Source organism: Sphingomonas sp. CFBP 13728 (assembly GCF_014841895.1).
Lineage (GTDB): Bacteria > Pseudomonadota > Alphaproteobacteria > Sphingomonadales > Sphingomonadaceae > Sphingomonas.
Genome location: NZ_JACYUS010000010.1, coordinates 14,437 through 39,578, shown reverse-complemented (window position 1 = coordinate 39,578; position 25,142 = coordinate 14,437). Strand labels below are relative to the sequence as shown.

The window sequence follows — 25,142 nt, the reverse complement described above, 5'->3', positions numbered from 1 at the left end:
TGAAGAGGGCTGAGCCCCCTTCAAGGCGGTGTTCAGCAGGGGTAGAGCTCATCTCGTCGGCGCGCTCGCCGACGAGATGTGACCGTTGACCCAGAGCCACATGTAAACTGAACTAACAGGTGGCTAACGTCAATAGTCGTTTACTGGTCTCGTGATCCGTCCGTCACGCGCTGTCGGACCCGGTCGAGATGATAGCGCATCGCTAGGCTCGCGCCCTGTGAGTCGTGGCGTGCGATCGCGTCGTAAATCGCCCTGTGCTCGTCCAAGACGCGTCTTGCGCGCTCCGGGCTGCGCTCCTTCGTCAGTCCTAGCGCGATGACCATGCCACGGCGGATCGCGTCGTCGAGCGACTGAAGGACTTGCTCGAATAGGATGTTGCCGCTCGCCGCGGCAACGGCCTGATGAAAGGCGAAATCGGCCGACGCGGTGATCGCGCCATCTTGCATCTGCTGCTCCAAGAGTTCTAGCGCGCGTCCGATACGTTTCAGTTCGGGCAGGGAGTGACGGGTCGCAGCCCACGCGGCCGCCTCCCCCTCGATGGCGAGGCGCAGTTCCAAGCAACGCAGCATGTGAGCGACGTCGCTGGGCTGTGAGAATCGCGTGAGACCTTCGGGAGGCGCGTTCTGAACGACGGTGCCGAGACCCTTGCGCGTCAGCACCATACCGTCGGCCTGGAGGCGGACGAGTGCCTGCCTGACAACGGGCCTGGACACGTTAAACAACTCGCACAGCTTGTTCTCGGAGGGCAGCTTGTCTCCGGGGCGAAGGGTACCGGACGCGATCTGCTCCAGGATTTGGCCGTAGAGCCTGTCTCCGAGACGTTCCTTCTTTTCGGGCACCAGGATCAGATTGCTCATTTCAGTACACCTTCAAGGAACATCCCGACGTTAGCTAGCACGATTGCACCGAGTTGACAGCGGACGCTCACCTGTAAATAAGGATTACAAGATAGATCAACGGGAGGGGTAGCTTGATGGCCACGGAAGCGGAAGGTCGCCTGCGGCAGGCGCTGCGGGGCGTGTCGGGCATTCTGGTCACCCCTTTCGACCCTGACGACGCGATCGCTCCTTTGCGGCTCGCGCCGGTGGTGGATCGCGCGGTGAAGGCAGGGGTGTCGGTTCTCGTCGCGAACGGCAATACTGGCGAATTCTACGCGCTGACGACGGGCGAGGCCGAGGCCATGGTTCACGCGACCTCCGAACTGATCGACGGTCGGGTACCGTTAGTTGCTGGTGTCGGTCGCGGCATCGGCGACGCACTCGCGCTGACGCGCGCATCGCGAAAGGCGGGCGCGAGTGCGCTGATGATCCATCAGCCGCCAGACCCGTTCGTCGCACCGCGTGGTGTTGTCGCGTATGTGTCCCGGATCGTCGACGAGGCGCAGGGGCTTCCGGCCCTGCTCTATCTGCGCGACGACGGCATCGGCTTGGACGCGATTGTCGATCTCTGTGGCATTCCTGGGGTAGTCGGAGTGAAATGGGCGTGTCCGACGCCGTTGAAGCTGGCTGATGCCATCAGGGCGACGGATCCGCGATTGGTATGGAGCGGCGGACTCGCCGAAACTTGGGCACCTGCGTTCTACGCCGTGGGCGCACGTGGCTTCACGTCGGGTCTGATCAACGTCTGGCCCGAGCGCTCCGTCGCTATTAGCATCGCGTTGGAATCGGGCGACTACGTGCAGGCTCGATCGTTGATCGAGGGAATTGTCGGCTTCGAGGTCCTGCGGTCCGAAGAGCGGAACGGCGCGAATGTGTCGGTCGTGAAGGCAGCGCTGCAGATCCTCGGCGACGATTGTGGATCGCCCCGCGTCCCCGCGGCCTGGCCGCTGCCCGACGACACGTGGCGAGCTCTGCGTCAGCTGCTCGAGGAGATTCCTGCCTCGGCCTCTGCTGGTTTGCCGACGGTGCGCTGACTTCCCGGGCCAGATCTCGCGTGAAACGAAACGGCGCAACCACCGCCAGGCTAAGGATAGGGACGGCGTTATGAAGATCGATCGGCTCCGCGCATTCATGACCAGGGACGGCGGGCGGCCTAGGGTCCTCGTAGCCATCGACACCGACGAGGGGGTCACCGGTTGGGGCGAGTGTTACAATCACGGACCCGATCGCGCCCTGCTGCCGATTCTCGATTATCTGGCCGACTTTATCGCGGGACATGATCCACGCCGGATCGAGTACCTCATCCAGTTGCTGGTTCAGCAAGCGCGCTTTCCGCCGGGCGCTCTGGGCTTGGCGGCGATCTCCGCGATCGACCACTGCCTATGGGACATCTCAGCCAAAGCGTTGAACGTACCGGTTTACATGCTGCTCGGTGGCCACGCACGCGATAGGATCAGAGTCTATTCGGGTGTCTACACAGCGCCCGACGTTCCCGCGGCCGCTGAGACGATGGCTATGCTCAACGAGGATTGGGGCTTCAATGCCTTCAAGCTCAGCCCGTACAGGATCGATATACACGCAAACCGCTGGGGCGAGGTTGTCCGTACCAGCGCGGAGTATTTTCGGACACTGCGCGAGACGACCGATCCGACCTTCGATATCGCGTTCGATGCGCATGCGAAAATTTTCGAGCCACGCCTAGCTTCGCAACTCGGCAATGCGCTGGCGCCGTACGACCCGCTGTTTTTCGAAGAGCCGATCAGGCCTGAAAACTTCGAACGATGGGGGGAACTTCATCGCAGTCTGAATTGCACGCTGGCGACCGGTGAATCCCTTTACAGCCGTTTCGAGTTTCTGCGTCTGCTTCAGGTTGGCGGATGCGACATCATCCAACCCGATATCTGCGTCGTCGGGGGCTTGTTGGAGATGCGCAAGATCGCTGCCATCGCGGAAGCACACTACGTGACCGTCGCACCGCATAACCCGATGGGACCGCTCGCGACCGCGGTGAACCTGCACTTTTGCGCCGCCCAACCCAACTTCAAGATACTCGAATATCGGTTGCCGAACGCCGACGTCCTACCCGCAGGCCGCGCCGGGATGGTAGGGGAGGCGGTCGGAGACGCGCACTATGTGACCGACCCCTATCTGCCACGCGAGGGTTATCTGGAACTGCGCGCGGATCGGGCGGGGTGGGGCGTCGAGATCGACGAAGCCCATCTCGCGACCGACCGGTACGTCCACTGGGAACGCCGCGTTCCCAGACGGCCCGACGGTTCGATAGCGTTCGCCTGAGCCATGGATAGAACAGATCCGGAGACGTCAAAGCAGCTGGACTCCGATGGGAAGCCGCGCGGGCGGCATCGCCGCTTCCTAGTGCTGGCCTTGATCACGACCGTACTCGCGTTGAGCACGGGCGACCGAGCGACGCTTTCGGTGGCGGCGCCCGGCCTCGCAAAGGATCTCGCGATCGATCCGCTGTCGATGGGTTGGCTCTTCTCAGCATTCTCGTGGAGCTACTTCCTTGCGCAGATACCCGCGGGCTATCTGGTCGATCGCATAGGCTCGCGCATCGCCATCCTCGTGGCCCTCGTCGGCTGGTCGATCGCGACGATCCTGACCAGCGGCGTAGGGTATGTGGCAGCGCCAATCGTCGTGCTTTATGCGCTACGCCTTCTGCTCGGAATCCTGGAGGCACCGGTGACCCCTGCATGTTCGCGGATCATCGCCGCCTGGTTCCCTTCAGACGAACGCGGCGTGGCAGGTGCGATCTTCAATTCGGCGCAGTATCTCTCGCTGGCGGTGTTCACACCCTTGATGGGCTTTCTCTTCCACTACGCCGGATGGCAACACATCTTCACCGTCATGGGCGGTCTGGGGCTGGTCCTCGCCATGATCTGGTGGTGGGAGTATCAGGCTCCTGACGGCGACACACGGCTTTCGCGCGAAGAGTATGACGACATCACTGCGCGGGGCGCGCTGACCCAGCTCGGAAGCGCGTCGTCGAAGGTTAATGTGACTCACATGGTTCCGGCGGGGAAAGTAATCCGCAGCCTTCTGTCGAACCGGATGCTGCTGGGGATTTTCTTCGCCCAGTATTGCGTCGCTTCACTGTCGACCTTCTTTATCTCATGGTTCCCGAGCTACCTCGTCGAGGCCCGGCATTTCTCGATGCTCCAGGCCGGGTTCGTGGCGGCGCTCCCGGCGATCTGCGGATGCCTTGGCGGCGTGTCCGCCGGCTTCTTCTCGGACTGGCTGCTCCGCCGCACGGGCTCGCTGACGATCGCGCGTAAATTGCCAATCACTCTTGGTCTCGGGCTGAGCGCCACCATCATCCTGTGCAACTATACCGCTGCAAATGCCGTCGTGGTCGCGATCATGTGCGCGGCGTTCTTCGGCAAGGGCTTCGGTGCACTCGGTTGGACCGTAATTGCCGATACCGCGCCCAAGGAGGCGATCGGCGTCACGGGCGCGCTTTTCAATGCGGCAGGCAGCGTCGGGGGCATCATCACGCCGATAGCAATTGGAGCGATCGTCAGCCGGACCGGCTCGTATGATGGCGCGCTGATCTATGTCGGGTGCCACGTCCTGGCGGCTGTTGCCGCATACTGGCTACTCGTAGGGCGGATCGAACGGTATCAACTCGCCGAGCCAAAGGCAGGATAGGGCGTCACGCGTGACGTGCACCTGCCCGCCGATCGAAACACGCCTGCCTCTCACCATCGTTTCAAACAGTTGTTCGGTCGTTGCCAGTGACCGACACCATGAACGAACGTCCGGAGTTGGGAGGCGGGGAGGGGCACGTGAACGTCCGTTTGTGGGTCTTAGCCGAAGCAGATCAGCTCATCTCTACACCCGTAAGGTCAGCTAGTTTGGCGACGAGCCTTTCCTGGAAGCGCGTATCCGTAGCTTCAGCCGCGGGCTGTTGACGCTGTAGGTTGCGCCAATAGCCACCGCTGAACAGTGCCGTTGAATCATGGCTGACGGCGAGCCAACTCTGCATGCGTTTCCCGGTGTCTTGATCAACTGGCGCGCCGGCGCCACCCATTCGCGTGCGCACCCATCCCGGATCGACCGCGTTGCTCAATACGTTTGGGCAGCGCTGAGCGACAGCGAAAGCCAGCGCGACCATGTGCAGTTTGCTCTCGGCATAAGCGCGAGAACTGTCCCATGCGCGTGCCATCCATTCGATGTCCTCCAGCGATCCCTGGCCTCCGCGATGCAACTGCTGCTGACATAAATGATCCGGGCGGGCCGCTCGATTAGCGCGGTCAGCATATAAGGTGCCAGCGTGTTCACCGCGACCAGAGTAGGATGGCCGTCTGGCGTCGCGGCTCGCTCGGGCACGGTGTAGAGCCCGGCGTTGTGGATCACCGCATCCATATGGCCGATCGCGTTCACCTGATCCGCAATCCCGTGCACGTCCCGCGCGTTTGCCAGGTCGCCAATAACGACACCATCGACCTGCTCGCGTAATTCGCCTAGCTCCGCAGCTCGCTGCGTGGAGCGTGCATGGAGAACCGCATGGTACCCGTCAGAGAGCAGTGACTGTGCTGCCGCGAGGCCAAGTCCGTCGGCACCGCCGGTATAAGACCCGCGCCATGTCTACCCTCCTGCGACGTTGACAAGCCGCTGTAGATGTCCGTTGCGGTATAAACGCCGGAACGGCCCGGCCGATGCCTCTTTGATCACGCCGGGACGGGTCGTGATCCGAGTGCCTCACGCTGATTGTCCGCAGGCGGCCGTATGCTGAACCAGAGCGCGTAGAGCGCAGGCAGGAACACAAGGGTCAGGACCGTTCCACCCAGCGTCCCGCCGATCAGCGTGACCGCCATCGATCCCCAGAATACCGAACTGATCAGCGGCACAAAGGCGAGCACGGCCGCGAGGGCGGTCAGGATCACTGGGCGCGAACGCTGTACGGTGGCTTCCACCACCGCATGATACGGGTCCATGCCGTCCCGCTCATGATCGTGGATCTGCCCGATCAGGATCAGCGTGTTGCGCATCAGGATGCCCGCCAGCGCGATCAGGCCGAGGATCGCGTTGAAGCCGAACGGCTGGCCGGTGACGAGCAGCGTCGGCACCACGCCGATGAGCCCCAGCGGCGCGGTCAGCAGAACGATCGCCATCGCCGACAGGCTGCGCACCTGGAGGATGATCACGATCATCATCAGCACGATCATGATCGGGAAGATCGGCGCGAGCGCGGCATTCGCCTTGCCTGCCTCCTCGATCGAGCCGGCCATGTCGATATGGTAGCCGGACGGCAGCGTCTTGATGATCGGTTGTAGCTTCTCGAGCATCGCGGTCGATACATCGGGCGGCTGCAATCCATCGGCGATGTCGCCGCGAACCGTGATCGTCGTCAGCCGGTCGCGGCGTTGCAGGATCGGGTCCTCCATGCGGACTTCGAGCTTGCCGATCTGGCCGACGGGCACGCGCTGGCCATTGGCACCGGTCAGCATGTAATCGCCGATGCGCGCCGGATCGAGCCGATCGCTGCCACTGGACCGCGCCACAACGTCGACCGTCCGGATATCCTCGCGCGCCTGGCTGACCGTCGTACCGGTCAACAGGAACTGAAGCTGTTCGGCAACGTCGCTCGATGTCAGGCCAAGCGCGCGCAGCCGGTCCTGCTCGAGCACGAAGTGCAGCGCGGGCGCGCGGTCGCCCCAGTCAGCGTTGACGGTACGCATCGTGGGATCCCGTTGCATCACGCCCTGCACCTTGTCGGCGATGCTGCGGACGGTTGCGAGATCGGGGCCGCTGACACGGAACGCGACGGGGAAGGGGGAGTAGGGGCCGAACACGAGTTGCGTCGCGCGAACCCGTGCCTGTGGCGCGAGCCCCTCTGCCGCGGCCTCACGCAGCCGAACCTTCAAGGCGTCGCGCGCGTCTTCGTCGGCGGTCAGGACGATGATCTTGGCAAAGGACGGGTCGGGCAGCTCGGGCGACAGCGACATGAAGAAGCGTGGTGCGCCCTGGCCGACATAGGTCGTGACGACCTTAGCCTCGGGCTGTTTGCGCAACCACGTCTCGACCAGTTTCGCGGCCTCGCCGGTCTGCGCGATCGCGGTGCCCTTGGGCATCTGCACCTCGACCAGCACCTCTGGCCGGTCCGAGGCGGGAAAGAACTGCTTGTTGACCAGCGCCATGCCCGCGCCTGCAATCAGGAACGCACCCAGCGTCGCCAATGCGACCAGCAACTTGCGGCGCACCGCCCAGGCGATGATGCTGCGGACCCTTTCGTAGCGCGGCGTCCGGTAGATCGCCGCGTGACCGCCCTCGATCGGCTTGATCTCGGGCAGCATCTTCACGCCCATGTATGGCGTGAAGATCACCGCCACGAACCACGATGCGATCAGCGCGAAACCGACTACCCAGAAGATGTTGCCGGCATATTCGCCCGCCGTCGACTGCGCGAAGCCGACCGGCATCAGCCCGATCACGGTCACCAGCGTGCCGGCCAGCATCGGCGCAGCGGTGTGGCTCCAGGCATAGGCCGACGCGCGGATGCGGTCGTACCCTTCCTCCATCTTCACCACCATCATCTCGATCGCGATGATCGCGTCGTCGACCAGCAGGCCGAGCGCGAGAATGAGCGCACCGAGCGTGATGCGGTCGAGCACCCGGCCGGTCGCCCACATGATGACGAGTACGACCGCCAGCGTCAGCGGCACCGCGGCCGCGACGACGATACCCACGCGCCAGCCGAGGCTGACGAGGCTGACGATCATCACGATCGCGAGTGCCTCGAGGAAGGTGTGCATGAACTGGTCGACCGCGTCGGTGATGTTGACCGACTGGTCGGTGACGCGCGTGAGGCTCATCCCGAGCGGCAGTTCGTCACCGATTTTCGCGACCTCGGCGTTCAGCGCCTTGCCGAGATCGAGCCCGTTCCAGCCCTCGCGCATGATGACGCCGAGCAGCAGGGCGGGTTCGCCCTGGCTACGGATGAGGAAGGTTGCGGGATCCTCGTAGCCGCGCTCGACCTTGGCGATCTCGGACAGCCGCAGCGTGTTGCCGTTCGCGACGATCGGCAGGTCGCGGATCTTCGACAGGTCGTCGAATGCGCCGTCGAGGCGGACCACGACCTGCTGGCCCTTGGTTTCGATCGAGCCCGCGGGCGTGATGAGATTCTGCCTCGAAAGCGCGGTAAAGATGTCGCGGGGCGAGACGCCGAGCGTTGCCAGCCGCTCCTCGGCGAACGCGACATAGATGCGTTCCGGTCGCTCGCCGACAATGTTGATCTTGTTGACGCCGGGCACATGCAGCAGCCGCTGACGCAGCGTCTCCGCCTCGCGCGCAAGCGAGCGTTGCGGCTCGCCTTTCGCCTTCAAAGCGTAGAGCGCGAAGGTGACGTCGCCATATTCGTCGTTGACGAACGGCCCGACCACGCCGCGCGGAAGGCTCGGAGCCTCGTCGCTCATCTTCTTGCGCGCCTGGTAGAATTGGTCCGGCACGTCCTTCGGGGGAGTGGTATCGCGCAACGTCAGCGTGGTGAAGGCGAGACCGGGCCGCGTGAACGTCTCGCTGCGATCGTACCAGCGCAGTTCCTGCAGGCGCTTCTCGAGCGGCTCGGCGACCTGATCCTGCATCTCCTGCGCGGTGGCGCCGGGCCATGCGGTGACGACCGTCATTACCTTGATCGTGAAGCTCGGATCTTCCGCGCGCCCCAATCTGGTGAAGGCGACGACCCCGGCGATGATGATCGCGATCAGGAAGAACAGCGTGACCGATCGTTCGCGGACCGCGAGCGCCGACAGGTTGAAGCGGCCGGGCGACTTCTGCTCGTGGCCACTCATCGTGCGGCAACCCGGACGATCTGGCCCTGGTGCAGCATATGCGCACCCATCGCGACGAAGCGGTCACCCGATCTCAGGCCCGAAGTCACGGTGGCGGTTTCTTCCCCGATCGCGGATATCTTCACCGGCCGCCATGTAATCCTTGGCTGCGCCCCGGCACCGACGATCCAGACGCCCGGTCCGTGGCCGGTATCGCGGAGTGCGCCGAGCGGCACTTCGGTGGCGACCGCGTTGCCGGGCTCTGACAGCGTGACGGTCACCGTCGAGCCGAGCGGCGCACGCGCGGTCGNCCGCGACACTGCGTTGGCGGAATCGGCAAGCTGACGCAGCGTTGCGCTGCCGGTGGCACCGTCGAAAGTACGTGCACGCGCGGTCGAGCCAAAGCGCGGTCGCAGCGTCTCCGGCAACTGCACTAGAGCCTCGCGCGGTCCCGATCGGGCGACACGGACGACGATCTGTCCCGCGGCAACGACCTGTCCCGGCTCGGCCAGCGTCTCGACAACGGTCCCGTCGGCATCCGCGAGCAGGACGGTGTAGTTGGTTTCGTTGCGCGCGACGCGAGCCTGTGCCTGTGCGGCGCTCAGTTGCGCGCGCGCCGCGTCCGCAGCGGCCTTCGCCTGGTCATAGGCGGACGCGGAGACGGCGCCTGCGCCGACCAGGTCACGATATCGTTTCTCGTCCGCGCCGGTCTGTTCGGCGCGGGCGCGCGCTGCATCGACCGTTCCCTGCGACGCGCGGGTCGCGAGCGACAGGTCGGTTCCGTCGATCCGCATCAGCGGCTGGCCACGGCGCACGATCTGGCCGGTGTCGACCAATCGCTGCGTGACCTTGCCGCCCACGCGGAAGCCGAGGTCGCTCTGGATGCGTGCCGCGACGACCCCTGTGAACTCGCGCGTTGCCGCATTGGCGGCGACCGGCGTGGCGATCCTGACCAGCGGCGGCCGTGTGCGGGCATCTGGCTCCGCGCTATGGCATGCCGTCAACGTCGCGGACGCCAGTACTGGCACGGCCAAGGCGATATACAGTCGGTTCGACACACGGATCCTCCACAGAAGCGGGATCCGAATGTTGCCTTATGACCATATTGTCAACTGGTCACATCGCAAAAGTCTACGGCGCGAGGCTTCTCAGGATGAGCCCGGTGACCTCGTTCTGCGCGTCGGGAAGCAGATCGAGATTGCGCTCCAGATGCAGCGGATCGATGAACGGCGTCATCGCGTAATAGATCGAGCGGACCGTCTCATCGAGCGGCGTCTTGCGCTCGAACTCGCCGTTTTCCCGGCCCTGTCTGACGATCTCCTGGATCATGTCCTGGAGCGACCGGGAATAGGCTTGCGCCGACCCCCAGCGCTCCGACGCGGCCAAGGCTGCGATCTCGTAAATCTTGCGATCCTCGAAGAACAGCGCCACGCCGAGCGTGGTTATGCTCTTGAACATACGGCGAAACCGGTCGGTCGCGCTGCCGCCCGCATCGACGGCCTTGCGCGCTTCGGTCAGGATCTGTTCGAGGCGCGCACCGCAAATCGCCTCGCCGATGGCCTGCTTCGACTCGAAGAACCGGTAGATATAGGCCTTGGAGAACCCGATCTCGCGTGCGAGGTCGGCGACGGTCGTCTTGCTGTATCCGTAATGTGCGAAACAGTCGTTTGCGGCCTCGACGATCTGATCGCGGACCGCATGTTCGGCAGGGCCACGCGTCGGGGGAGATTGGGGAACGGGATCGGTCATCGCCGCGTCATAGGCGGACATCGGCCCGTTGACAAATAATGACCATATGCATCATTGGTCACGGTCTGGGTCATCGAAGGTCGATCATGCGCCATTTCCGCTCTGCTGCTACTCTGGCCACCACGCTGCTGTCGGTGAGTGGCTGCACGACCGCGCCGCGCTACGCGGTGCCGGCGTCGTTCGCACCGGCCGCCTTTGTCGGCGCCAGCGCCGTCGACACGAGGTCGGCGGGTGCAAGGCAGGCCGACCTCGTCGACTGGTGGCGCGGGTTTCACGATCCGTTGCTCACCAGTTTCGTCGAGCGCGCCCTGGCCCAGAATCTCGACCTGCAACAGGTCGGCGCGCGCGTGACCCAGGCGCGAGCCGCGCTGATGACCGCCAACGCAGCCCTGCTTCCGTCCGGTCAGGTCAGCGGGCAGGGGGGCGAGATCTATCAGTCGCTGGAGACACCGATCGGACGGATCGGCAGCGCGTTTCCCCAGTTCGAGCGTTCGACCGAAACCTACGAACTCAATGTCGGCGCGAGCTGGGAACTCGACGTCTTTGGCGGGCGAGATGCCGCGCGCGATGCGGCGCGGGCCGACTGGCAGGCGTCCGCAGCCGCTGCAGTGGCCGTGCGTCTTGCGGTCGCGGCGCAGACGGCGGACACGTACATCGCGATCCGGGCCTTGCAGGCGCGGCTCGGCGTTGCCCGCGCGCAGGCCGATACGCAGGCGCGTCTCGTCGACCTGATCGCGCTGCAATACCGCAAGGGGGTCGCGGCCGAACTGCAACTTCGGCAGGTGGAAGGCGCGCTGGCGCAGGTTCGCGCGTCTGTCCCGGCGCTCCAGAACCAGCTCGACATGGCGCTGACCGCGCTCGACATTTTCATCGGGGTTCAGCCGGGCGCGACCTCCTCCGAATTCACGTTCGTTACCGCGATCCCGTCTCCTCCGGCGATCGCGACCGCGGGCGGTCCCGCCAGCCTGTTGCGCCGTCGTCCCGACATCATCGCGGCCGAGCGAACGCTGGCGGCGTCGAACGCACGGGTCGGCGTCGCGATGTCCGAATATTACCCGAAATTCTCGCTGAGCGGTCTGCTCGGCACTGCCACGACCGCGGCGGGCGGCCTGTTCGGTGGCAATGCAACACAGGCGAACGGCGTGCTGGGCCTGCGCTGGCGCCTTTTCGACTTCGGCCGCGTCGATGCCGAGGTGAAGAGCGCCAGAGGACGAAACGCGGAAGCGCTTGGTGCCTATCGTCTGGCCGTCCTGCGCGCATCGCAGGATGTCGAGGATGCCTTCTCGACGTTGGTTCAACAGGAAGCGCGGTCCACCATGCTCAGCCAGGGCGAGACGTCGTTGAGCCGCGCGCGAGATGCCTCGTTTGCGGCCTACAAGGGCGGGGTGTCGAGCCTGATCGAGGTCCTGGATGCGGACCGGCGCCTGCTCGAAACGCGGGACGGTGTGATCCAGGCACGCGCAGCCGCCAGCCGTGGCGCCGTTGCCTCGTTCCGCGCTCTAGGAGGAGGCTGGGATCCAGTTGCTCCAGTGACCTTATCGACGCCTGCAATGTGAGGATAACCCATGACGACCGATGCCGCCACAAATCCCGACGGCCTTGCTCAGGTTCGTGCTCTGCTTGCTAGCGGACGACAACCTCCTCTGGGCGAGAAGTTGGGTATCTCTCTAGTTGAAGCGGAACATGGCCATGCCGTATTCGAAGCCACGCCCGACGGCACGTCCTACAACCCCATGGGATCGGTGCATGGCGGATATATCTCTGCGATCCTGGACAGCGCCTGCGGTATCGCCGCCCACACCGGTCTGAAACCAGGGTTAGGATATACGACGCTGGAGCTGAAAGTGTCGTTCCTCCGCTCCTTGAACGACGCCAGCGGCAAGATCAGAGCGATAGGGCGCCTGATCTCGATGGGTGGCTGCGCGGCTTTCTCCGAGGCCACGTTGTTCAACGAAAAGGGACAGATTTGCGCCACCGCGACGTCCACCCTGCTCGTCTTCGAACTCCGCCCGGTTAAACCCGCAATTGATACCGCGTGACGTCTGGGATGCTGCAGTTTTACCTTGGCGTACCGCTGCCGGTCGGTCACGCCAATCCAGCAAATGCAGATGCTTAGGTGTCGTTACAACTCGCGGGGCTCTCATATACTGACCACGGGAACTGGTTGCAGCGAACGGTCTCTCGTCTCCCTTGAAAGTTGCCATCTAACCGGATGAACGAACGGCCGGATTTGAGAAGCGAAGATGAGGTCACAAAGGTCCGCTTCTGGGTCAACTCTAAATCTTTTTTTGCAGATGTCGGCGAGTGCTCAAACTTTAGATCGTCAATCGGTCAATGAGGCTGGTTTTCTTGAGTACACCTATGCCGAAACACATCAGAGCGCTCAAGGTGACAGGCGGCGGATAGCCACGTGTCGATGAGCCTGCTCAATACCGGATGTGAACATGGGGATCCCATTCGTGCCGAAAACTACGCCGTATCGCGCATGTTTTCCCGATTCTGAACATGGCGGCGGGATAGGGCTGCGACATCGTTTACGCCGGCGAGCGTCAGCGTACGCTCGAATTCCTCGGTCAACAGCGTCAGCGCGCGGTCAACGCCTGCCTCTCCGCCCGCTGCCAGGCCGTACAGATAGGGGCGCCCGATCGAACAGGCGGTCGCTCCTAGCGCCAACGCCTTCACCACGTCCGACCCGCGCCTGATGCCGCCGTCGCAGATGACGTCCGGCGCATCGCCGACCGCGTCGCGTACTGCAGCGATCTGGTCGACCGGCGCGGGTGATCCATCGAGCTGGCGTCCGCCATGATTGGATACCATCACGCCGGTCGCGCCCGACGCGATCGAACGCCGCGCATCCTCGGGTGTCATCACGCCCTTGATCGCGAGCGGCCCGTTCCACTCGCGTGCGAGCCATTCGACATCGCGCCACCCGACCGAGCGATCGAACTGGCCGCCGATATAATCGAACAGGCTCATCGGCCCCGATGCCAGCGCGTCGATCTTGTGGCTGACATTCGCAAGATCGAATTTCGATCCCGTCAGCGCGAGCAGCGACCAGGAGGGATGACGCGCGAAGCTTAGCAGCGACTTGAGCGTGAGCTTGGGCGGCAGCGACAGTCCGCTGCGTCGGTCCCGCTCGCGGTTGCCGGCGACGGGCGTATCGACGGTCAGCGCTAGCCCGTGAAAGCCTGCGTCCCGGCAGCGCGCGACGAACTCTGCGGTCAGGCCGCGGTCCTTGAAGATATAGATCTGGAAGACCTTTGGCCCGGCAAACGCCTGGGCAAGGTCTTCGAGCCGCGTCGTCCCCATCGTCGACAGGCTGTAGAGCATACCGTGCCGCGCGGCCGCGCGCGCGACCGCGAGTTCGGCATGGCCGTGGAACATGCGGGTAAGCCCGGTCGGCGCCAGCATCAGCGGCCAGCGTGATGGCTGTCCGAACAGCGTCGTGCCGGTCCGGATAGCCGAGACATCGTTCAGCACGTCCGGCACCAACTCGTAGTGCGAGAACGCATCGACGTTTCGGCGCAGCGACACCTCGTCGTCGGCACCACCGTCGATATAGTCGAAGATCGGTCGCGGCAGCCGTTTGCGCGCCAGCAGACGCAGATCGGCTATGTTGTTCGCCCGTCGAAGTCGCGTCATCGGTCCTGCCACTTTTCTATCGCCACTGATTGCTTCCGTGATCAGAATGTCGGCGATGCGAACGTAATCTGCGCGCGGTCGGAGCGCGCTACAAAGGGCTTCGCTGTGCCCGTCCGCTGGTTGGCTGTGCCTCCCAACGACATCGGGCGTAAAACCAGGTTCCTGGGTATCTTGGGATGAGTCGATCACAAGCAGGGGAATGGACGCGTGGGTGTACGTCATCGGTTGATCGGCATGGCAGCCAAGCTGGTTTGGCGGATCGCCAGCCCCCGCACGATCGGTGTTCGTGCGCTGCTGCTGGACCGGGACGGGCGGGTCGCGCTGGTGCGGCATACCTATGCCGATCACTGGTATCTGCCGGGCGGCGGCGTGAAGAGCGGAGAGAGTATCGCCGCCGCGCTGATGCGCGAGCTTGCCGAGGAAGTGGCGATTGCCGACCCGGTGATCGAGCGGGTCCTAGGCGTCTATCACAGCTGCCGAGAGGGCAAGGACGACCATATCGTCATCTTCGTCGTGCGGACCGCGGCAAGTGGTGTTCTTGGCCGCGCCGACCTGCGGGAGATCGAACAGGCCGGCTGGTTCCCGCTGGACGACCTCCCGGAGGCGACATCGCCGGCGACCCGACGGCGCATCGCCGAATACCGGCAGGGGGCGACCGGAACCGGGGCCTGGTAAAGCGGGCGCTCGCCGGCCCGCCGGACTGCACGACGAAAGCAACGATGGGCATAACGTGAGTTCGCGACGTGCGTTGCCGGGCTGCTACCTTTGTCCTCCGACCGGAGCCGCGGTCGGGAGGAGAGAACATCGTGAGCGAACCCATCGTTTCGACCGCCGACGGTATCGTGCAGGGGAGTGCCGCGGGCGACGTACGGCGGTTCCTCGGAGTGCCCTACGCCGCGGCGCCGGTGGGCGCCAACCGCTTCGCGCCGCCACAACCGGTCGTGCCGTGGTCAGGCGTGCGCGACGCGACGGTGGCCGGACCCAATGCGCCGCAGCGGACCAAGGCGTTTCCCGGCCTCGATACCGTACCGCTGATCGGCGAGGGCTGGGCGCCGGGTGACGAGTATCTGACGGCAAATATCTGGCGCCCCGACGACGACCGGACTGGTCTGCCGGTGATGGTCTTCATCCACGGCGGCGGGTTCGTGATTGGCAGCAAGGACGCGCCGGTTCAGGACGGCAGCACGTTCGCGCGCGATGGCGTGATCTGCGTCGCGATCAATTATCGGATGGGGGTCGACGGCTTCCTGCCGATCCCGGGCGTGCCGACCAACCTCGGCCTGCGCGACATGATCGCTGCGCTGACATGGGTACGGGACGGGATAACCGCGTTCGGCGGCGATCCGGGCAACGTCACGGTGTTCGGCGAGTCCGCGGGTGCCATGGCGATCGCCGATCTGATCGCCTCGCCGCTCGCTAAGGGATTGTTCCGGCGGGCGATCGTCCAGAGCGGACACGGCGGAATGACGCGGTCGGTCCCGGTGATGCAGCGACTGGTGAAGAAGCTCGCGAAGATCCTGAAGATCACCTCCGACGCTACCGGCTTTGGCAGCGTGCCGTACGACGCATTGATCGACGCGGTCGAGGCGGTATCGGCACCCACCGCGCGGATCGATCTGCGCGACGAGGCGGGCCACGAACCGGTGTTCGGAATCAGCCGCTTCGTTCCCGTTCACGGCGACGACGTGCTGCCGGAGCGTCCGCTCGATGCGCTGGCGAACGGCGCGGGCTCTGGGGTCGATCTGCTGATCGGCACCAATGCCGAGGAGATGAACCTGTACCTCGTCCCCACCGGCGTGCGTGACAAGATCGGCCGGTTGCTGGCGACCTATGTCCTCCACAAGTCCCAACCGCAGGCGCGCAAGGTGCTGAAGGCATACGGGATCGGCACGAAGGGCAGGAAGCCAGGGCAGGCGCTGACCGATGCGATGAACGACCTCGTCTTTCGCTGGCCCGCACGCCGCTTTGCCGAGGCGCACAAGGGGCGCACGCACATGTACGAGTTCGATTGGCGCTCGCCGATGTTCGGCGGCGAGCTAGGCGCGTCGCACGGCATGGAGTTGCCGTTCGTGTTCGACACCCTAGCGTGTGCGACCGGCGAGCAGGGTCTGTGCGGACCCAACCCACCACAGGATCTTGCCGAACGGATGCACGCGCTGTGGATCCGGTTCGCGACCGACGGCCGTTTGCCCTGGGTCGAATTCGATGCCGAAACGCGGCAGGTCTATTCGCTTGTCCGGCAGGAGGCGCGGCATGAGCCGGCCATACCGGCCGCACCCTTCCTGCCCTGAGGACCGACCATGTATTTCGAAAGACTGAAACTGACCGGCCGCCGTGCGCTCGTGACGGGTGGCGCGGCGGGGATCGGCCTCGCCTGTGCCGAAGCGCTGGCCGAAATGGGCGCGCACGTGACGATCGCCGACCGCGACGAAGCGGCGATCGCGGCCGGGCAGGCGGCGCTGTCGGACAAGGGCTATGCGGCCGACGGCGTGACAATGGACGTGACCGATTCGGCGCGTGTCACTGCCGTTGCCGACCAGCTCGGGGCGATCGACATCCTCGTCAACAACGCCGGCATCGCACGCAGCGAAACCGCGGCCGAGGACGTCGCCGACGAGCATTGGCTGAACGTGCTCGACGTCAATCTCAACGGCACCTTCTGGTGTGCGCGCGCTTTTGGCCGGCACATGCTGGCGGCGGGGAAGGGCGCGATCGTCAATGTCGGGTCGATGAGCGGTTTCATCGTCAACCGGCCACAGCCGCAGAGCTATTACAACGCGTCGAAAGCCGCGGTGCACCAGCTTACCAAGAGCCTCGCCGCCGAATGGGCACCGCGCGGCGTCCGCGTCAACGCGGTGGCCCCGACCTACATCAACACCGTCCTCAACAGCTTCGCGGACCGCGAGGGGGAGATGTACAAGCGCTGGATCGACGGCACGCCGCAGGGTCGGCTTGGCGAACCCGAAGAAGTCGCGTCGATCGTTGCCTTTCTCGCCTCCGATGCGGCGAGCCTGATGACCGGCAGCATCGTCCTGGCCGATGGCGGTTACAGCTGCTGGTAGCGCACCGATCGGCGAAGTCCGCGAGCCGCACAGCATAGCGAGAGACCTTTCATACAGGTAAGCTATCGGATAGCTTTGATCCTAGAAGTAGCCGGCGATGGATCGGCGCTCTACAGGGATGAGGATCCAATGCGCTTCAAGACATTGCTCGCCGCAGGATGTGCCGCCGCCGCTCTCACGACCATGCCGGCCCTGGCGCAGGATGCGACCCAGCCAACGCAGCCCGCAAGTTCCGACGACATCATCATCACCGCCCGTCAGCGTCAGGAATCGCTGAAGGACGTGCCAATCGCAGTCACCGCGGTCACCGGCGACCGGCTGAAGGAGCTCCAGGTCAACACGGTGAAGGACATCGCGTCCTACACGCCGGGCCTCAACATCAATTCGGACAGCGTCGGTCGTGCGTTCGTCTCGATCCGCGGGATCGGTACGACGCTGATCGATACGGTACAGCCGGGCGTCGGGATCTTCATCGACGGCATCTATCAACCGAACACTTCATACCTGAACTCGCCGATCGTCGACGTCGCGCGGATCGAAGTGTTGCGCGGGCCGCAGGGGACGCTGTTCGGCAACAACACGCTGGGCGGCGCGATCAACGTCATCACGCGGCAGCCGGGCAACGAGTGGGAAGGGCGGTTCGACGCCGCGATCGCCGGCACCGACAACTACGCCTCGGTTTCGGGCTCGGTCAGCGGCCCCATCGTCCGTGATCTGCTGCAGTTCCGGATCGGCGCGTCCTATCACGAGCAGGACGGCTTCATGCGCAACACGCTGACGATCGGCGACATGAACCCGCTGAAGCAGCAGAGCATCGGCGGCACGCTCCGCTTCACGCCCGCCGACTGGGCGGTGTTCACCGTCAACGGCAACTACGACCAGGCCGCCGGCGGCAGCACGTCGTACATCCACGTCGCCGGGCCGACCGATTACCGCCTTGACGGCGCGACCAACGTCCTGAACCGCGCGGTGATCGATTATTACGGTGCGAACGTGAAGGGCGAGTTCGACGTCGCTTCGCTAAAAACCAAGATCACCGCGATCGGGGCCTACAACCAGAAGGATCTCTCCACGACCGGTGATGGCGACTACAGCGTTGTCGACCTGTTGCGCGCGAGCGGTACGTCGACGCTCAAGACGAAGACCGCCGAACTGCGCTTCGATACGCAGTGGAGCGATGCCTTCTCGACGTTGATCGGGCTGTACGGCAACCGCTACACGCAGACGAGCGATCAGCTGACGACGATCGATTTCCGCGCGCTGCTGGGGCCAACCTTCCCGGCGCCGGCATCGACCACGCCGTCGTCGACCTATGTCCGCAACGACACGCGCGCGATCTTCGCCACCGCGTTCCTGAAAGTCGGCACGCTCGATCTCGCCGTAGGCGGCCGTTACGATCACCAAAAGCTGGTCGCGAGCCAGGTCAACGGCACGACGCCCTATTCCGCGCCCGACTACAAGAAGGACCAGTTCCAGCCGCGCGTCACGCTGACGCAGCACTGGACGCCGGCGGTGATGAGCTACGCATCGGTCGCCAAGGGTATTCGCGGCGGTGGCCAGAACGGACCTGGCACGCGGCCGCAGGACGCGACGTACAAGGGGGACAATGTCTGGACCTATGAACTCGGTACGAAATTCGATGCGTTCGACCGTCGCCTGACGATCAACGCGGACGTGTTCTACAACGACTATAAGGACTTCATCGGCCAGAACTCGCTGGCACCGAGTGAGACCGGCGGGTTCGTCGCGATCAACCTGAACACCGGTACGGTCGAGAGCTACGGTGCCGAAGTGGAGGCGCATCTGCGCGTGACGAACCAGTGGCGGATCGATGCCGGCGCGTCCTATCTCCATGCCCGCATCACCGACGACAGCCAGTATTTCGCGACCACCGGCGTCCACGTATCGAGCGACCGGATCATCTTCACGCCCGACTACAACTTCAACTTCAACACGACCTACACCGTGCCGGTCGGCGACAATGCCGTGCTGCTCGATGCCGGGATCTTCGGGAAGGGCAGCCGCATCGGCTCCTCGCTCGACCCCAATGTCGCGCCGAAACTGTCCGCCTATGCGATCACCAACGCTTCGCTCGGCTTCCGTTTCTCGAGCGGCCTGACCGTCACGGCGTTCGGCACGAACCTGTTCAACACCAAGTTCATCGAAAGCTATATCGACAAATCGGCGCTGGTACGGGCCGGGCTCGCACCGCTCGCGGCGAACCTCGCGATCCAGGGCGATCGCCGCCGGTACGGCGTGCGTGCGAGCTTCCGGTTCTAGGATGACCATGCATTTCGACCCCATAGAGCGTGCGCCGCTCGACCCGGCGTTCGTCGCGGTGCTCAAGCAGCGGTTCGGCGATGCGCTCCAGATGAGCGACGCGATGCGGCTCCACCACGGCAGTAGCGAGGCGCATTTCGCACCGATGCTGCCCGACGCGGTCGTCTTTTGCCGATCGACCGCGGAGGTGGTCGATCTCGTCAAGCTGTGCACCGCCGCCAAGGTGCCGATCGTGCCGTTCGGGGCAGGCACCTCCATCGAGGGCAACACGCTGGCGGTGCACGGTGGCATCTCTGTCGACCTGTCCGAGATGACACAGATCGTCACGGTCAACGCCGAGGATTTCGACTGCACCGTGCAGGCCGGCGTCCGCCGCGAACAGCTGAACGAGCATATCCGCGACCTGGGGCTGTTCTTCCCGATCGATCCCGGCGCCAATGCGACGATCGGCGGGATGGCCGCAACGCGGGCGAGCGGCACCAACGCGGTGCGCTACGGCACGATGCGCGAGGCTGTGCTGAGCCTGCGCGTGGTGACGCCCGACGGCCGCGAGATCCGCACCAGCCGCCGCGCGCGCAAGTCGGCGGCGGGGTATGACCTGACCCGGCTGTTCGTCGGTTCCGAGGGGACGCTTGGCATCATCACCGAGGTGACGCTGCGGCTGCACGGCATTCCCGAGGCGATCTCGTCCGCGGTGTGCAGCTTCGACACGCTGAACGGCGCGGTCGATACGGTAGTACAGGCGATCCAGATCGGCGTGCCGCTCGCCCGCGTCGAGATCCTCGACGACATGCAGATGAAGGCGGTCAACGCCTGGTCGAAGCTCGATTACCCCGAACTGACGACGCTGTTCTTCGAATTCCACGGCTCGCCGCGCTATGTCGACGAACAGGCCGAAACGGTGCGCGAGCTGGCGGCGGCGAACGGCGGCGGCGATTTCCGCTGGTCCAACCTGCCCGAGGAACGCTCGAAGCTGTGGAAGGCGCGGCACGAGGCGTATTACGCGGCGGTCAACCTGCGCCCCGGCGCTGTCGGTTGGGCGACCGACGTGTGCGTGCCGATCAGCCGCCTGGCGGAGTGCATCGGCGAGACCAAGGCCGACCTGCAGGCCTCGTCAGTGCCTGCAACCATTCTCGGCCATGTCGGCGACGGCAATTTCCATGTCGTCTTCTCGATCGATCCGGAGTCCGAGGCGGAACTGGCCGAAGTGTCGGCGATCAACGCACGGATGGTCGAGCGCGCGCTGGCGATGGACGGCACCTGCACCGGCGAGCACGGCATCGGCATCGGCAAGCAGGACTGGCTGGTAGCGGAACTCGGCGATGCGGTCGATCTGATGCGGACGCTGAAGCATGCGCTCGATCCTGACAACCTGTTCAACCCGGGCAAGATCTTCGCGTTTTAACTCGCTCGCCTCCCTGGAAGGGAGGGGCGGGGGTGGTGGGCTGATGGGCAAGCGCTAGGGTTCGCTGCGAGCCGACCCACCCCCGACCCCTCCCGCATGCCGGAGGGGGAAGAAGGACTTGATATGGACAGCCTACACCTCGTCGATCCCACGCTCCGCCCGTTGCTGGAAATGATGCCGCAGATTTCGCTCACCGCGGATATCCTGCCGGCGATGCGCGACCGGCCGTCGATGCTGCCGCCGGCCGACGAGTCGCTGGCGACGCTCGAGATCCACACCGTTCCGGGACCTGCGGGCGCACCCGATATCGATCTCCACGTGTACCGCCCGGCGGGCGTCACCGGCACGCTGCCCTGCATCTATCACATCCACGGCGGCGGCTATGTGATGGGCAAGGTCAGCGAATATGATCCGCTGGTCCGTCCGCTGATCGCCGACCTGCAATGCGTCATGGTGTCGGTCGAGTATCGCCTCGCGCCCGAGACGAACTTTCCGGGTCCGATCGAGGATTGCTACGCCGGGCTCGCCTGGACGATCGCTAATGCCGAGCAGCTTGGCATCGATCCGACGCGGCTCGGCGTCATGGGGCAAAGCGCGGGCGGCGGGTATGCGGCGGCGCTGGCGCTGATGGTGCGCGACCGTGGTGAGTATGCGCTCGCGTTCCAGCACCTGATCTATCCGATGCTGGACGATCGTACGTGCACCGCCGCGCCGCATCCGTACGCAGGCGAGTTCATATGGACTGCGCAGAGCAACCGCTTCGGCTGGACCTCGCTGCTCGGCCACGCGCCCGGTGGCAACGACGTTTCGCCCTACGCGGCCCCCGCCCGCGCGACCGACCTCGGCAACCTGCCGCGTGCCTATATCGCGACCGGTGCGCTCGATCTCTTCGTCGACGAGGACATCGACTACGCGACGCGGCTGATCCGCGCGGGCGTGCCGGTGGAGCTTCACGTCTATCCCGGCGGCTATCACGCCTTCGATGTCTTCGCCGACGGTCCGGTCTCGCAACAGGCGCGCCGCGACAGCCACGAGGCACTGCGCCGTGCGCTTGCATAAGGACCTCACATGACCGATTTCGCCCGACCGATCGACGCGGCCTCTCCGCCGTTCGCAAGGACGCTGTTGCCATTGCTCGCGCTCGCGCTGGCGATGGCGGTCGGCTTCACGATGATGGGCTCGTTCGGGACGGTGCAGGAGGGCGCGAAGGCCGAACTCCATCTTAGCGACTATACGCTGAGCCTGATCCAGGGACTGTCGGCGGCACTGCCGCTCGCGGTGTTCTCGATCCCGATCGGTATCCTGGTCGATCGCTACAACCGCGTGCGGATGATGATCGCGCTCGCGTTAGTCTGGACGCTGGGCACGGTGCTCACCGCGTTCGCGCACGGCGTGCCGCTGCTGTTCGTCGCGCGCATGCTGACCGGGATCGGCACGACCGGCGCCTTGACCGCGGCGCTGTCGCTGTGCGCAGACTTCTGCGTCCCGACGCAGCGGGGCAGGGCGATGCTGATCGTCAACCTCGGCAAGTCGCTCGGCGTCGCGCTCGCTTTGGGCTTGTCAGGCGCGCTGTTCGGCCTGTTCGCGCATGGCGGCGCGCCGACGTGGTTCGCAGGCATGATGCCGTGGCGCAGCGTCCATCTGGGTCTTGCGGTCATCAGCGTGATCGCGATCCTGCCGCTGTTCCTGCTGCGCGAACCGGCGCGGCAGGAGGTTGCGGCGGGCACGCATGCGCCGTTCAAGGTCGTGGCCGGCGAACTCTGGGCGCGTCGCGTGTTCCTGATCCCCTTGTTCATCGGCCAGATCAGCGTCGTGATGGCCGATGCCGCCGCCGGGATCTGGGTCTCGCCGGTCCTGTCGCGCACTTTCCACCTGCAGCCCGACCAGTTCGCCGGCTGGATGGGCACGCTGCTCTTTGGCTCGGGCGTCGTCGGTGCGATCGTTGGCGGCCTGTCCGCCGACCGCGGACAGAAGAGCGGGCGGCGCGGTGGCCTGCTGATTGGTGCGATCGTTGCCGCGGCGGTCGGCGTGCCTGCAGCGTTGTTCCCGGTCATGCCCTCGGTCCTGCTGTTCGGGGTCGCCGTCGGTCTTCTCGTGACGTGCGGCGCGGTGACGGGTGTCGTGACCTCGGTGGCGTTGACTGTGCTGATCCCCAACGAACTCCGCGGGTTATGCATCGGCGCGTTCATCGCGATCGCTGGGCTGATCGGCTACGGGCTCGCACCGACGCTGGTCGCGGCGGCAAGCGGCATGCTGGGCGGCGAGGCGCATCTCGCGCAAGGTCTCGCGATCGTCGGCGTGGTGACCAGCGCGATCTCCGTCATCGCCTTCACGATGGCGATGCGTCGCGCACCGGTATCGGCAACCGCTTGACCTGTAAGATAGCTCTTGCGCGAGCTATCCGATAGCTGCATGATCGACCCAATCCCGGCAATCGGGAACAGGAGATCGGTGTTGGGCGAGGGTAGCATGCAGAAGGAACGGGTCACGGTGTCGTCCGAGATGGCGGCATTCATCGGCGAGGGCCTGGTCGACCCGGCGGCTGTTTCCGCCGACGCGGTGGTCCTTTGCTTCACGCTTGGCGAAGACGCACCCGCGCACGTCACCGTCACCACCGGCACGATGCCTTCGGAGGAGCGCGCGATCCTCGTCCTTGCGGTCGAACGTGGCGCCTGCCTGCGGGTCTTCGATTACGCACCCGACGCGAACATTGCGTGCCATCTGCCGAGCGAATTGCGGATGATGGTCGCCGCGATCCTCGATTGCACGCTGCCCGAACCCTGGCGCAGCACGCATCGTTCGGCAAAATGCATCGAGCTCCTGTCCAGCACGTTCCAGCGGATCGTCGAGGACGACCTTGTCCCTCTCGCGGGTGCCGGGCAATTGTCCGCTCGCGACAGCCAGCGGATCGTCGCGGCGAAGCGGATGATCGACGAGCGCTGGGGCGAGAAGATGACGCTCGATTCGATCGCGCGTGCCTGTGGCCTGAACCGGGCTAAGCTCACGCGCGGCTTCCGCGACATGTTCGCCTGCACCGTCGCCGACGCGTTGCTGGACAGGCGGCTGGGAGCGGCACGCCAGATGCTGATGGCGACCGACCTGCCGGTATCGTCGATAGGGTACCAATGCGGCTATTTGAATAATGCCAGCTTCACGCGAGCCTTCTCCCGGCAGTTCGGCGCCACCCCATCGTCGCTGCGCACACCACGGCTCGCAGCATGAGCGCGGCAAGCCTGCGACTGGTCGAAGGCGGCTCGCTCGTCGATCAGGCGGTCCACGCGGTCCGCACGCACATCCGCACGAACGACTTGAAGGTCGGCGACACGCTGCCGTCCGAGGGCCATTTTGCGACAGAACTCGGTGTGAGCCGCCCAGTCCTCCGCGAGGCGTTCGGCGCGCTGGCGGCGTTGCGGCTGATCGACGTGGGCAACGGCCGGCGTGCGCGTGTCGCGGCGATCGACGGATCGGTGATGGCGACCTCGCTCGATCACGCGGTGGCGACGGCGCAGATCTCGATGGTGCAGATCTGGGACGTGCGCCGCACGTTGGAACTCCGCACCGCTGAGCTCGCGGCGATCGAACGCAACGACGATGAGGCACGGACGATCGTCGCTCTGGCCGAGGCAATGGAAGCGGCCGGTACCGATGTCGACGCGCTGACCCGCCACGACATCGCGTTTCACCAGGCAATCGCGCAGGCAGGGCGCAACATGCTGTTTTTGCAGATCATCCGCTCGTTCGCACCGATGATGATCCACGCAGTGCCCGCCGCCTGGGCGACGCGAACCACCGCGCGACAGCGCACCGCCGTGCTGGCGCACCATCACGACCTGGCACAAGCGATCGCCGACCGTGATCCGAAAGCGGCGATCGCAGCAATGAACACGCACTTTGTCGCGTCCATCGGAGATCTGTTCGCGCGACGTGAAGAAGTCAATTAACCGGTATTTGGTCAGCGCGATGTAAGTAAGGCGTCCGGAACAGGTGTCTCCGAAGGCCAGAGTCTTATCATATCAGGTGGACAAATCGGTCATTGTTCAATGAGAACCGATGTCTGATCGTTATTGCAACGGCAACCTATTGAAGGTCTATCCGAAAAGTTAGAAAATTCATATTCCTTCTGAAATGCATTCAGTTGACCCTGCCCGTTGACTGACGGAATGCAAAGTATCAATATTTCAGACAATTTCGCACTAACATGAACGGACATCCGAAGTTTGGAAGGGCTTCAGGCCGCCTTAGCGTCCGCTTCTGGGTCGTCGCGCCGCAAGCATCGTCGTCGGCGCAAGAAGCTGGCTAGCGCAGTATAAGCTTTTGTCGGGCTTGTCTGATCGTACCT

General features: G+C 64.7%; 21 protein-coding genes and 1 pseudogene. 14 read left to right on the top strand and 8 right to left on the bottom strand.

From position 1 onward, the window contains the following. Nucleotides 1–140 precede the first annotated feature (140 nt). Nucleotides 141–857, bottom strand: coding sequence for a FadR/GntR family transcriptional regulator (locus IFT67_RS19790; protein ID WP_132741312.1), 717 nt, complete (start codon nucleotides 855–857; stop codon nucleotides 141–143). 116 nt (nucleotides 858–973) lie between these two features. Between IFT67_RS19790 and IFT67_RS19785 the strand changes: the two genes are divergently transcribed. Genes IFT67_RS19785 through IFT67_RS19775 form a run of 3 tightly spaced genes read left to right on the top strand, consistent with a single transcriptional unit; the run spans nucleotide 974 to nucleotide 4,544 of the window. Continuing rightward, complete coding sequence (locus tag IFT67_RS19785; protein WP_192239807.1) at nucleotides 974–1,912, top strand: dihydrodipicolinate synthase family protein; 939 nt, start codon at nucleotides 974–976, stop codon at nucleotides 1,910–1,912. Beyond that, nucleotides 1,794–3,173, top strand: coding sequence for a mandelate racemase/muconate lactonizing enzyme family protein (locus IFT67_RS19780; protein WP_342450658.1), 1,380 nt, complete (start codon nucleotides 1,794–1,796; stop codon nucleotides 3,171–3,173). The genes IFT67_RS19785 and IFT67_RS19780 overlap by 119 nt, the downstream gene beginning before the upstream one ends. 3 nt (nucleotides 3,174–3,176) lie before the next feature. After that, complete coding sequence (locus tag IFT67_RS19775) at nucleotides 3,177–4,544, top strand: MFS transporter (RefSeq protein WP_192239806.1); 1,368 nt, start codon at nucleotides 3,177–3,179, stop codon at nucleotides 4,542–4,544. A 172-nt stretch (nucleotides 4,545–4,716) separates the two neighbouring features. Here the strand turns inward: IFT67_RS19775 and IFT67_RS20460 are convergent, their stop codons facing one another. The 6 genes and pseudogenes from IFT67_RS20460 to IFT67_RS19755 all read right to left on the bottom strand — a co-directional run bounded on the left by IFT67_RS20460 (nucleotide 4,717) and on the right by IFT67_RS19755 (nucleotide 10,414). Beyond that, on the bottom strand, nucleotides 4,717–5,061 hold the full coding sequence (locus tag IFT67_RS20460) for a Rossmann-fold NAD(P)-binding domain-containing protein (protein WP_197983178.1): 345 nt from the start codon (nucleotides 5,059–5,061) through the stop codon (nucleotides 4,717–4,719). Next, nucleotides 4,962–5,423, bottom strand: a complete 462-nt coding sequence (locus IFT67_RS21040) for a Rossmann-fold NAD(P)-binding domain-containing protein (RefSeq protein ID WP_197983181.1) — start codon at nucleotides 5,421–5,423, stop codon at nucleotides 4,962–4,964. Before IFT67_RS21040 ends, IFT67_RS20460 begins: the two co-directional genes overlap by 100 nt. A 143-nt stretch (nucleotides 5,424–5,566) precedes the next feature. Continuing rightward, nucleotides 5,567–8,686 (bottom strand): efflux RND transporter permease subunit, encoded by a 3,120-nt coding sequence (locus IFT67_RS19765; RefSeq protein WP_192239805.1) that lies wholly within the window; start codon nucleotides 8,684–8,686, stop codon nucleotides 5,567–5,569. Continuing rightward, nucleotides 8,683–8,975, bottom strand: a pseudogene (locus IFT67_RS20825) (permuted SH3 domain-containing protein); the annotation flags it as partial. The gene IFT67_RS19765 and the pseudogene IFT67_RS20825, both read right to left, overlap by 4 nt. A gap of 1 nt (nucleotide 8,976) precedes the next feature. Beyond that, nucleotides 8,977–9,723, bottom strand: a 747-nt coding sequence (locus tag IFT67_RS19760; RefSeq protein WP_342450657.1) for an efflux RND transporter periplasmic adaptor subunit, incomplete at its 3' end; no start/stop codon positions are given. Between the two features lie 73 nt (nucleotides 9,724–9,796). Next, nucleotides 9,797–10,414: a TetR/AcrR family transcriptional regulator gene (locus tag IFT67_RS19755; protein ID WP_192239803.1), complete on the bottom strand. Its 618-nt coding sequence runs from the start codon at nucleotides 10,412–10,414 to the stop codon at nucleotides 9,797–9,799. An 86-nt stretch (nucleotides 10,415–10,500) separates the two neighbouring features. Between IFT67_RS19755 and IFT67_RS19750 the strand changes: the two genes are divergently transcribed. Continuing rightward, a complete protein-coding gene (locus tag IFT67_RS19750) occupies nucleotides 10,501–11,970 on the top strand; it encodes an efflux transporter outer membrane subunit (RefSeq protein ID WP_192239802.1) in 1,470 nt (489 codons plus the stop codon). A 9-nt stretch (nucleotides 11,971–11,979) separates the two neighbouring features. After that, nucleotides 11,980–12,453: a PaaI family thioesterase gene (locus IFT67_RS19745; RefSeq protein ID WP_192239801.1), complete on the top strand. Its 474-nt coding sequence runs from the start codon at nucleotides 11,980–11,982 to the stop codon at nucleotides 12,451–12,453. 430 nt (nucleotides 12,454–12,883) lie between these two features. Here IFT67_RS19745 and IFT67_RS19740 read toward each other — a convergent pair whose 3' ends face one another. Further along, nucleotides 12,884–14,056: an alpha-hydroxy acid oxidase gene (locus IFT67_RS19740; RefSeq protein ID WP_192239800.1), complete on the bottom strand. Its 1,173-nt coding sequence runs from the start codon at nucleotides 14,054–14,056 to the stop codon at nucleotides 12,884–12,886. Between the two features lie 207 nt (nucleotides 14,057–14,263). Here IFT67_RS19740 and IFT67_RS19735 point away from each other — a divergent pair, with 207 nt between their 5' ends. From IFT67_RS19735 to IFT67_RS19695, 9 genes are all read left to right on the top strand, one after another. Continuing rightward, nucleotides 14,264–14,731, top strand: coding sequence for an NUDIX domain-containing protein (locus IFT67_RS19735; protein ID WP_342450656.1), 468 nt, complete (start codon nucleotides 14,264–14,266; stop codon nucleotides 14,729–14,731). Between the two features lie 131 nt (nucleotides 14,732–14,862). After that, complete coding sequence (locus IFT67_RS19730) at nucleotides 14,863–16,347, top strand: carboxylesterase family protein (RefSeq protein ID WP_192239799.1); 1,485 nt, start codon at nucleotides 14,863–14,865, stop codon at nucleotides 16,345–16,347. A 9-nt stretch (nucleotides 16,348–16,356) separates the two neighbouring features. Then, on the top strand, nucleotides 16,357–17,118 hold the full coding sequence (locus tag IFT67_RS19725; RefSeq protein ID WP_192239798.1) for an SDR family NAD(P)-dependent oxidoreductase: 762 nt from the start codon (nucleotides 16,357–16,359) through the stop codon (nucleotides 17,116–17,118). Between the two features lie 75 nt (nucleotides 17,119–17,193). Next, nucleotides 17,194–19,398 (top strand): TonB-dependent receptor, encoded by a 2,205-nt coding sequence (locus tag IFT67_RS19720; protein WP_192239797.1) that lies wholly within the window; start codon nucleotides 17,194–17,196, stop codon nucleotides 19,396–19,398. Between the two features lies 1 nt (nucleotide 19,399). Further along, nucleotides 19,400–20,803, top strand: a complete 1,404-nt coding sequence (locus tag IFT67_RS19715; RefSeq protein WP_192239796.1) for an FAD-binding oxidoreductase — start codon at nucleotides 19,400–19,402, stop codon at nucleotides 20,801–20,803. Nucleotides 20,804–20,926: 123 nt separating this feature from the next. After that, nucleotides 20,927–21,862, top strand: coding sequence for an alpha/beta hydrolase (locus tag IFT67_RS19710; RefSeq protein WP_192239795.1), 936 nt, complete (start codon nucleotides 20,927–20,929; stop codon nucleotides 21,860–21,862). 9 nt (nucleotides 21,863–21,871) lie between these two features. Then, nucleotides 21,872–23,176 (top strand): MFS transporter, encoded by a 1,305-nt coding sequence (locus IFT67_RS19705; RefSeq protein ID WP_192239794.1) that lies wholly within the window; start codon nucleotides 21,872–21,874, stop codon nucleotides 23,174–23,176. A 96-nt stretch (nucleotides 23,177–23,272) separates the two neighbouring features. After that, nucleotides 23,273–24,025, top strand: a complete 753-nt coding sequence (locus IFT67_RS19700; protein ID WP_192239793.1) for a helix-turn-helix transcriptional regulator — start codon at nucleotides 23,273–23,275, stop codon at nucleotides 24,023–24,025. Then, the gene (locus IFT67_RS19695; RefSeq protein WP_192239792.1) at nucleotides 24,022–24,744 is read left to right on the top strand and encodes a FadR/GntR family transcriptional regulator; all 723 of its coding nucleotides are present in this window, start codon (nucleotides 24,022–24,024) and stop codon (nucleotides 24,742–24,744) included. The genes IFT67_RS19700 and IFT67_RS19695 overlap by 4 nt, the downstream gene beginning before the upstream one ends. Nucleotides 24,745–25,142 lie beyond the last annotated feature (398 nt).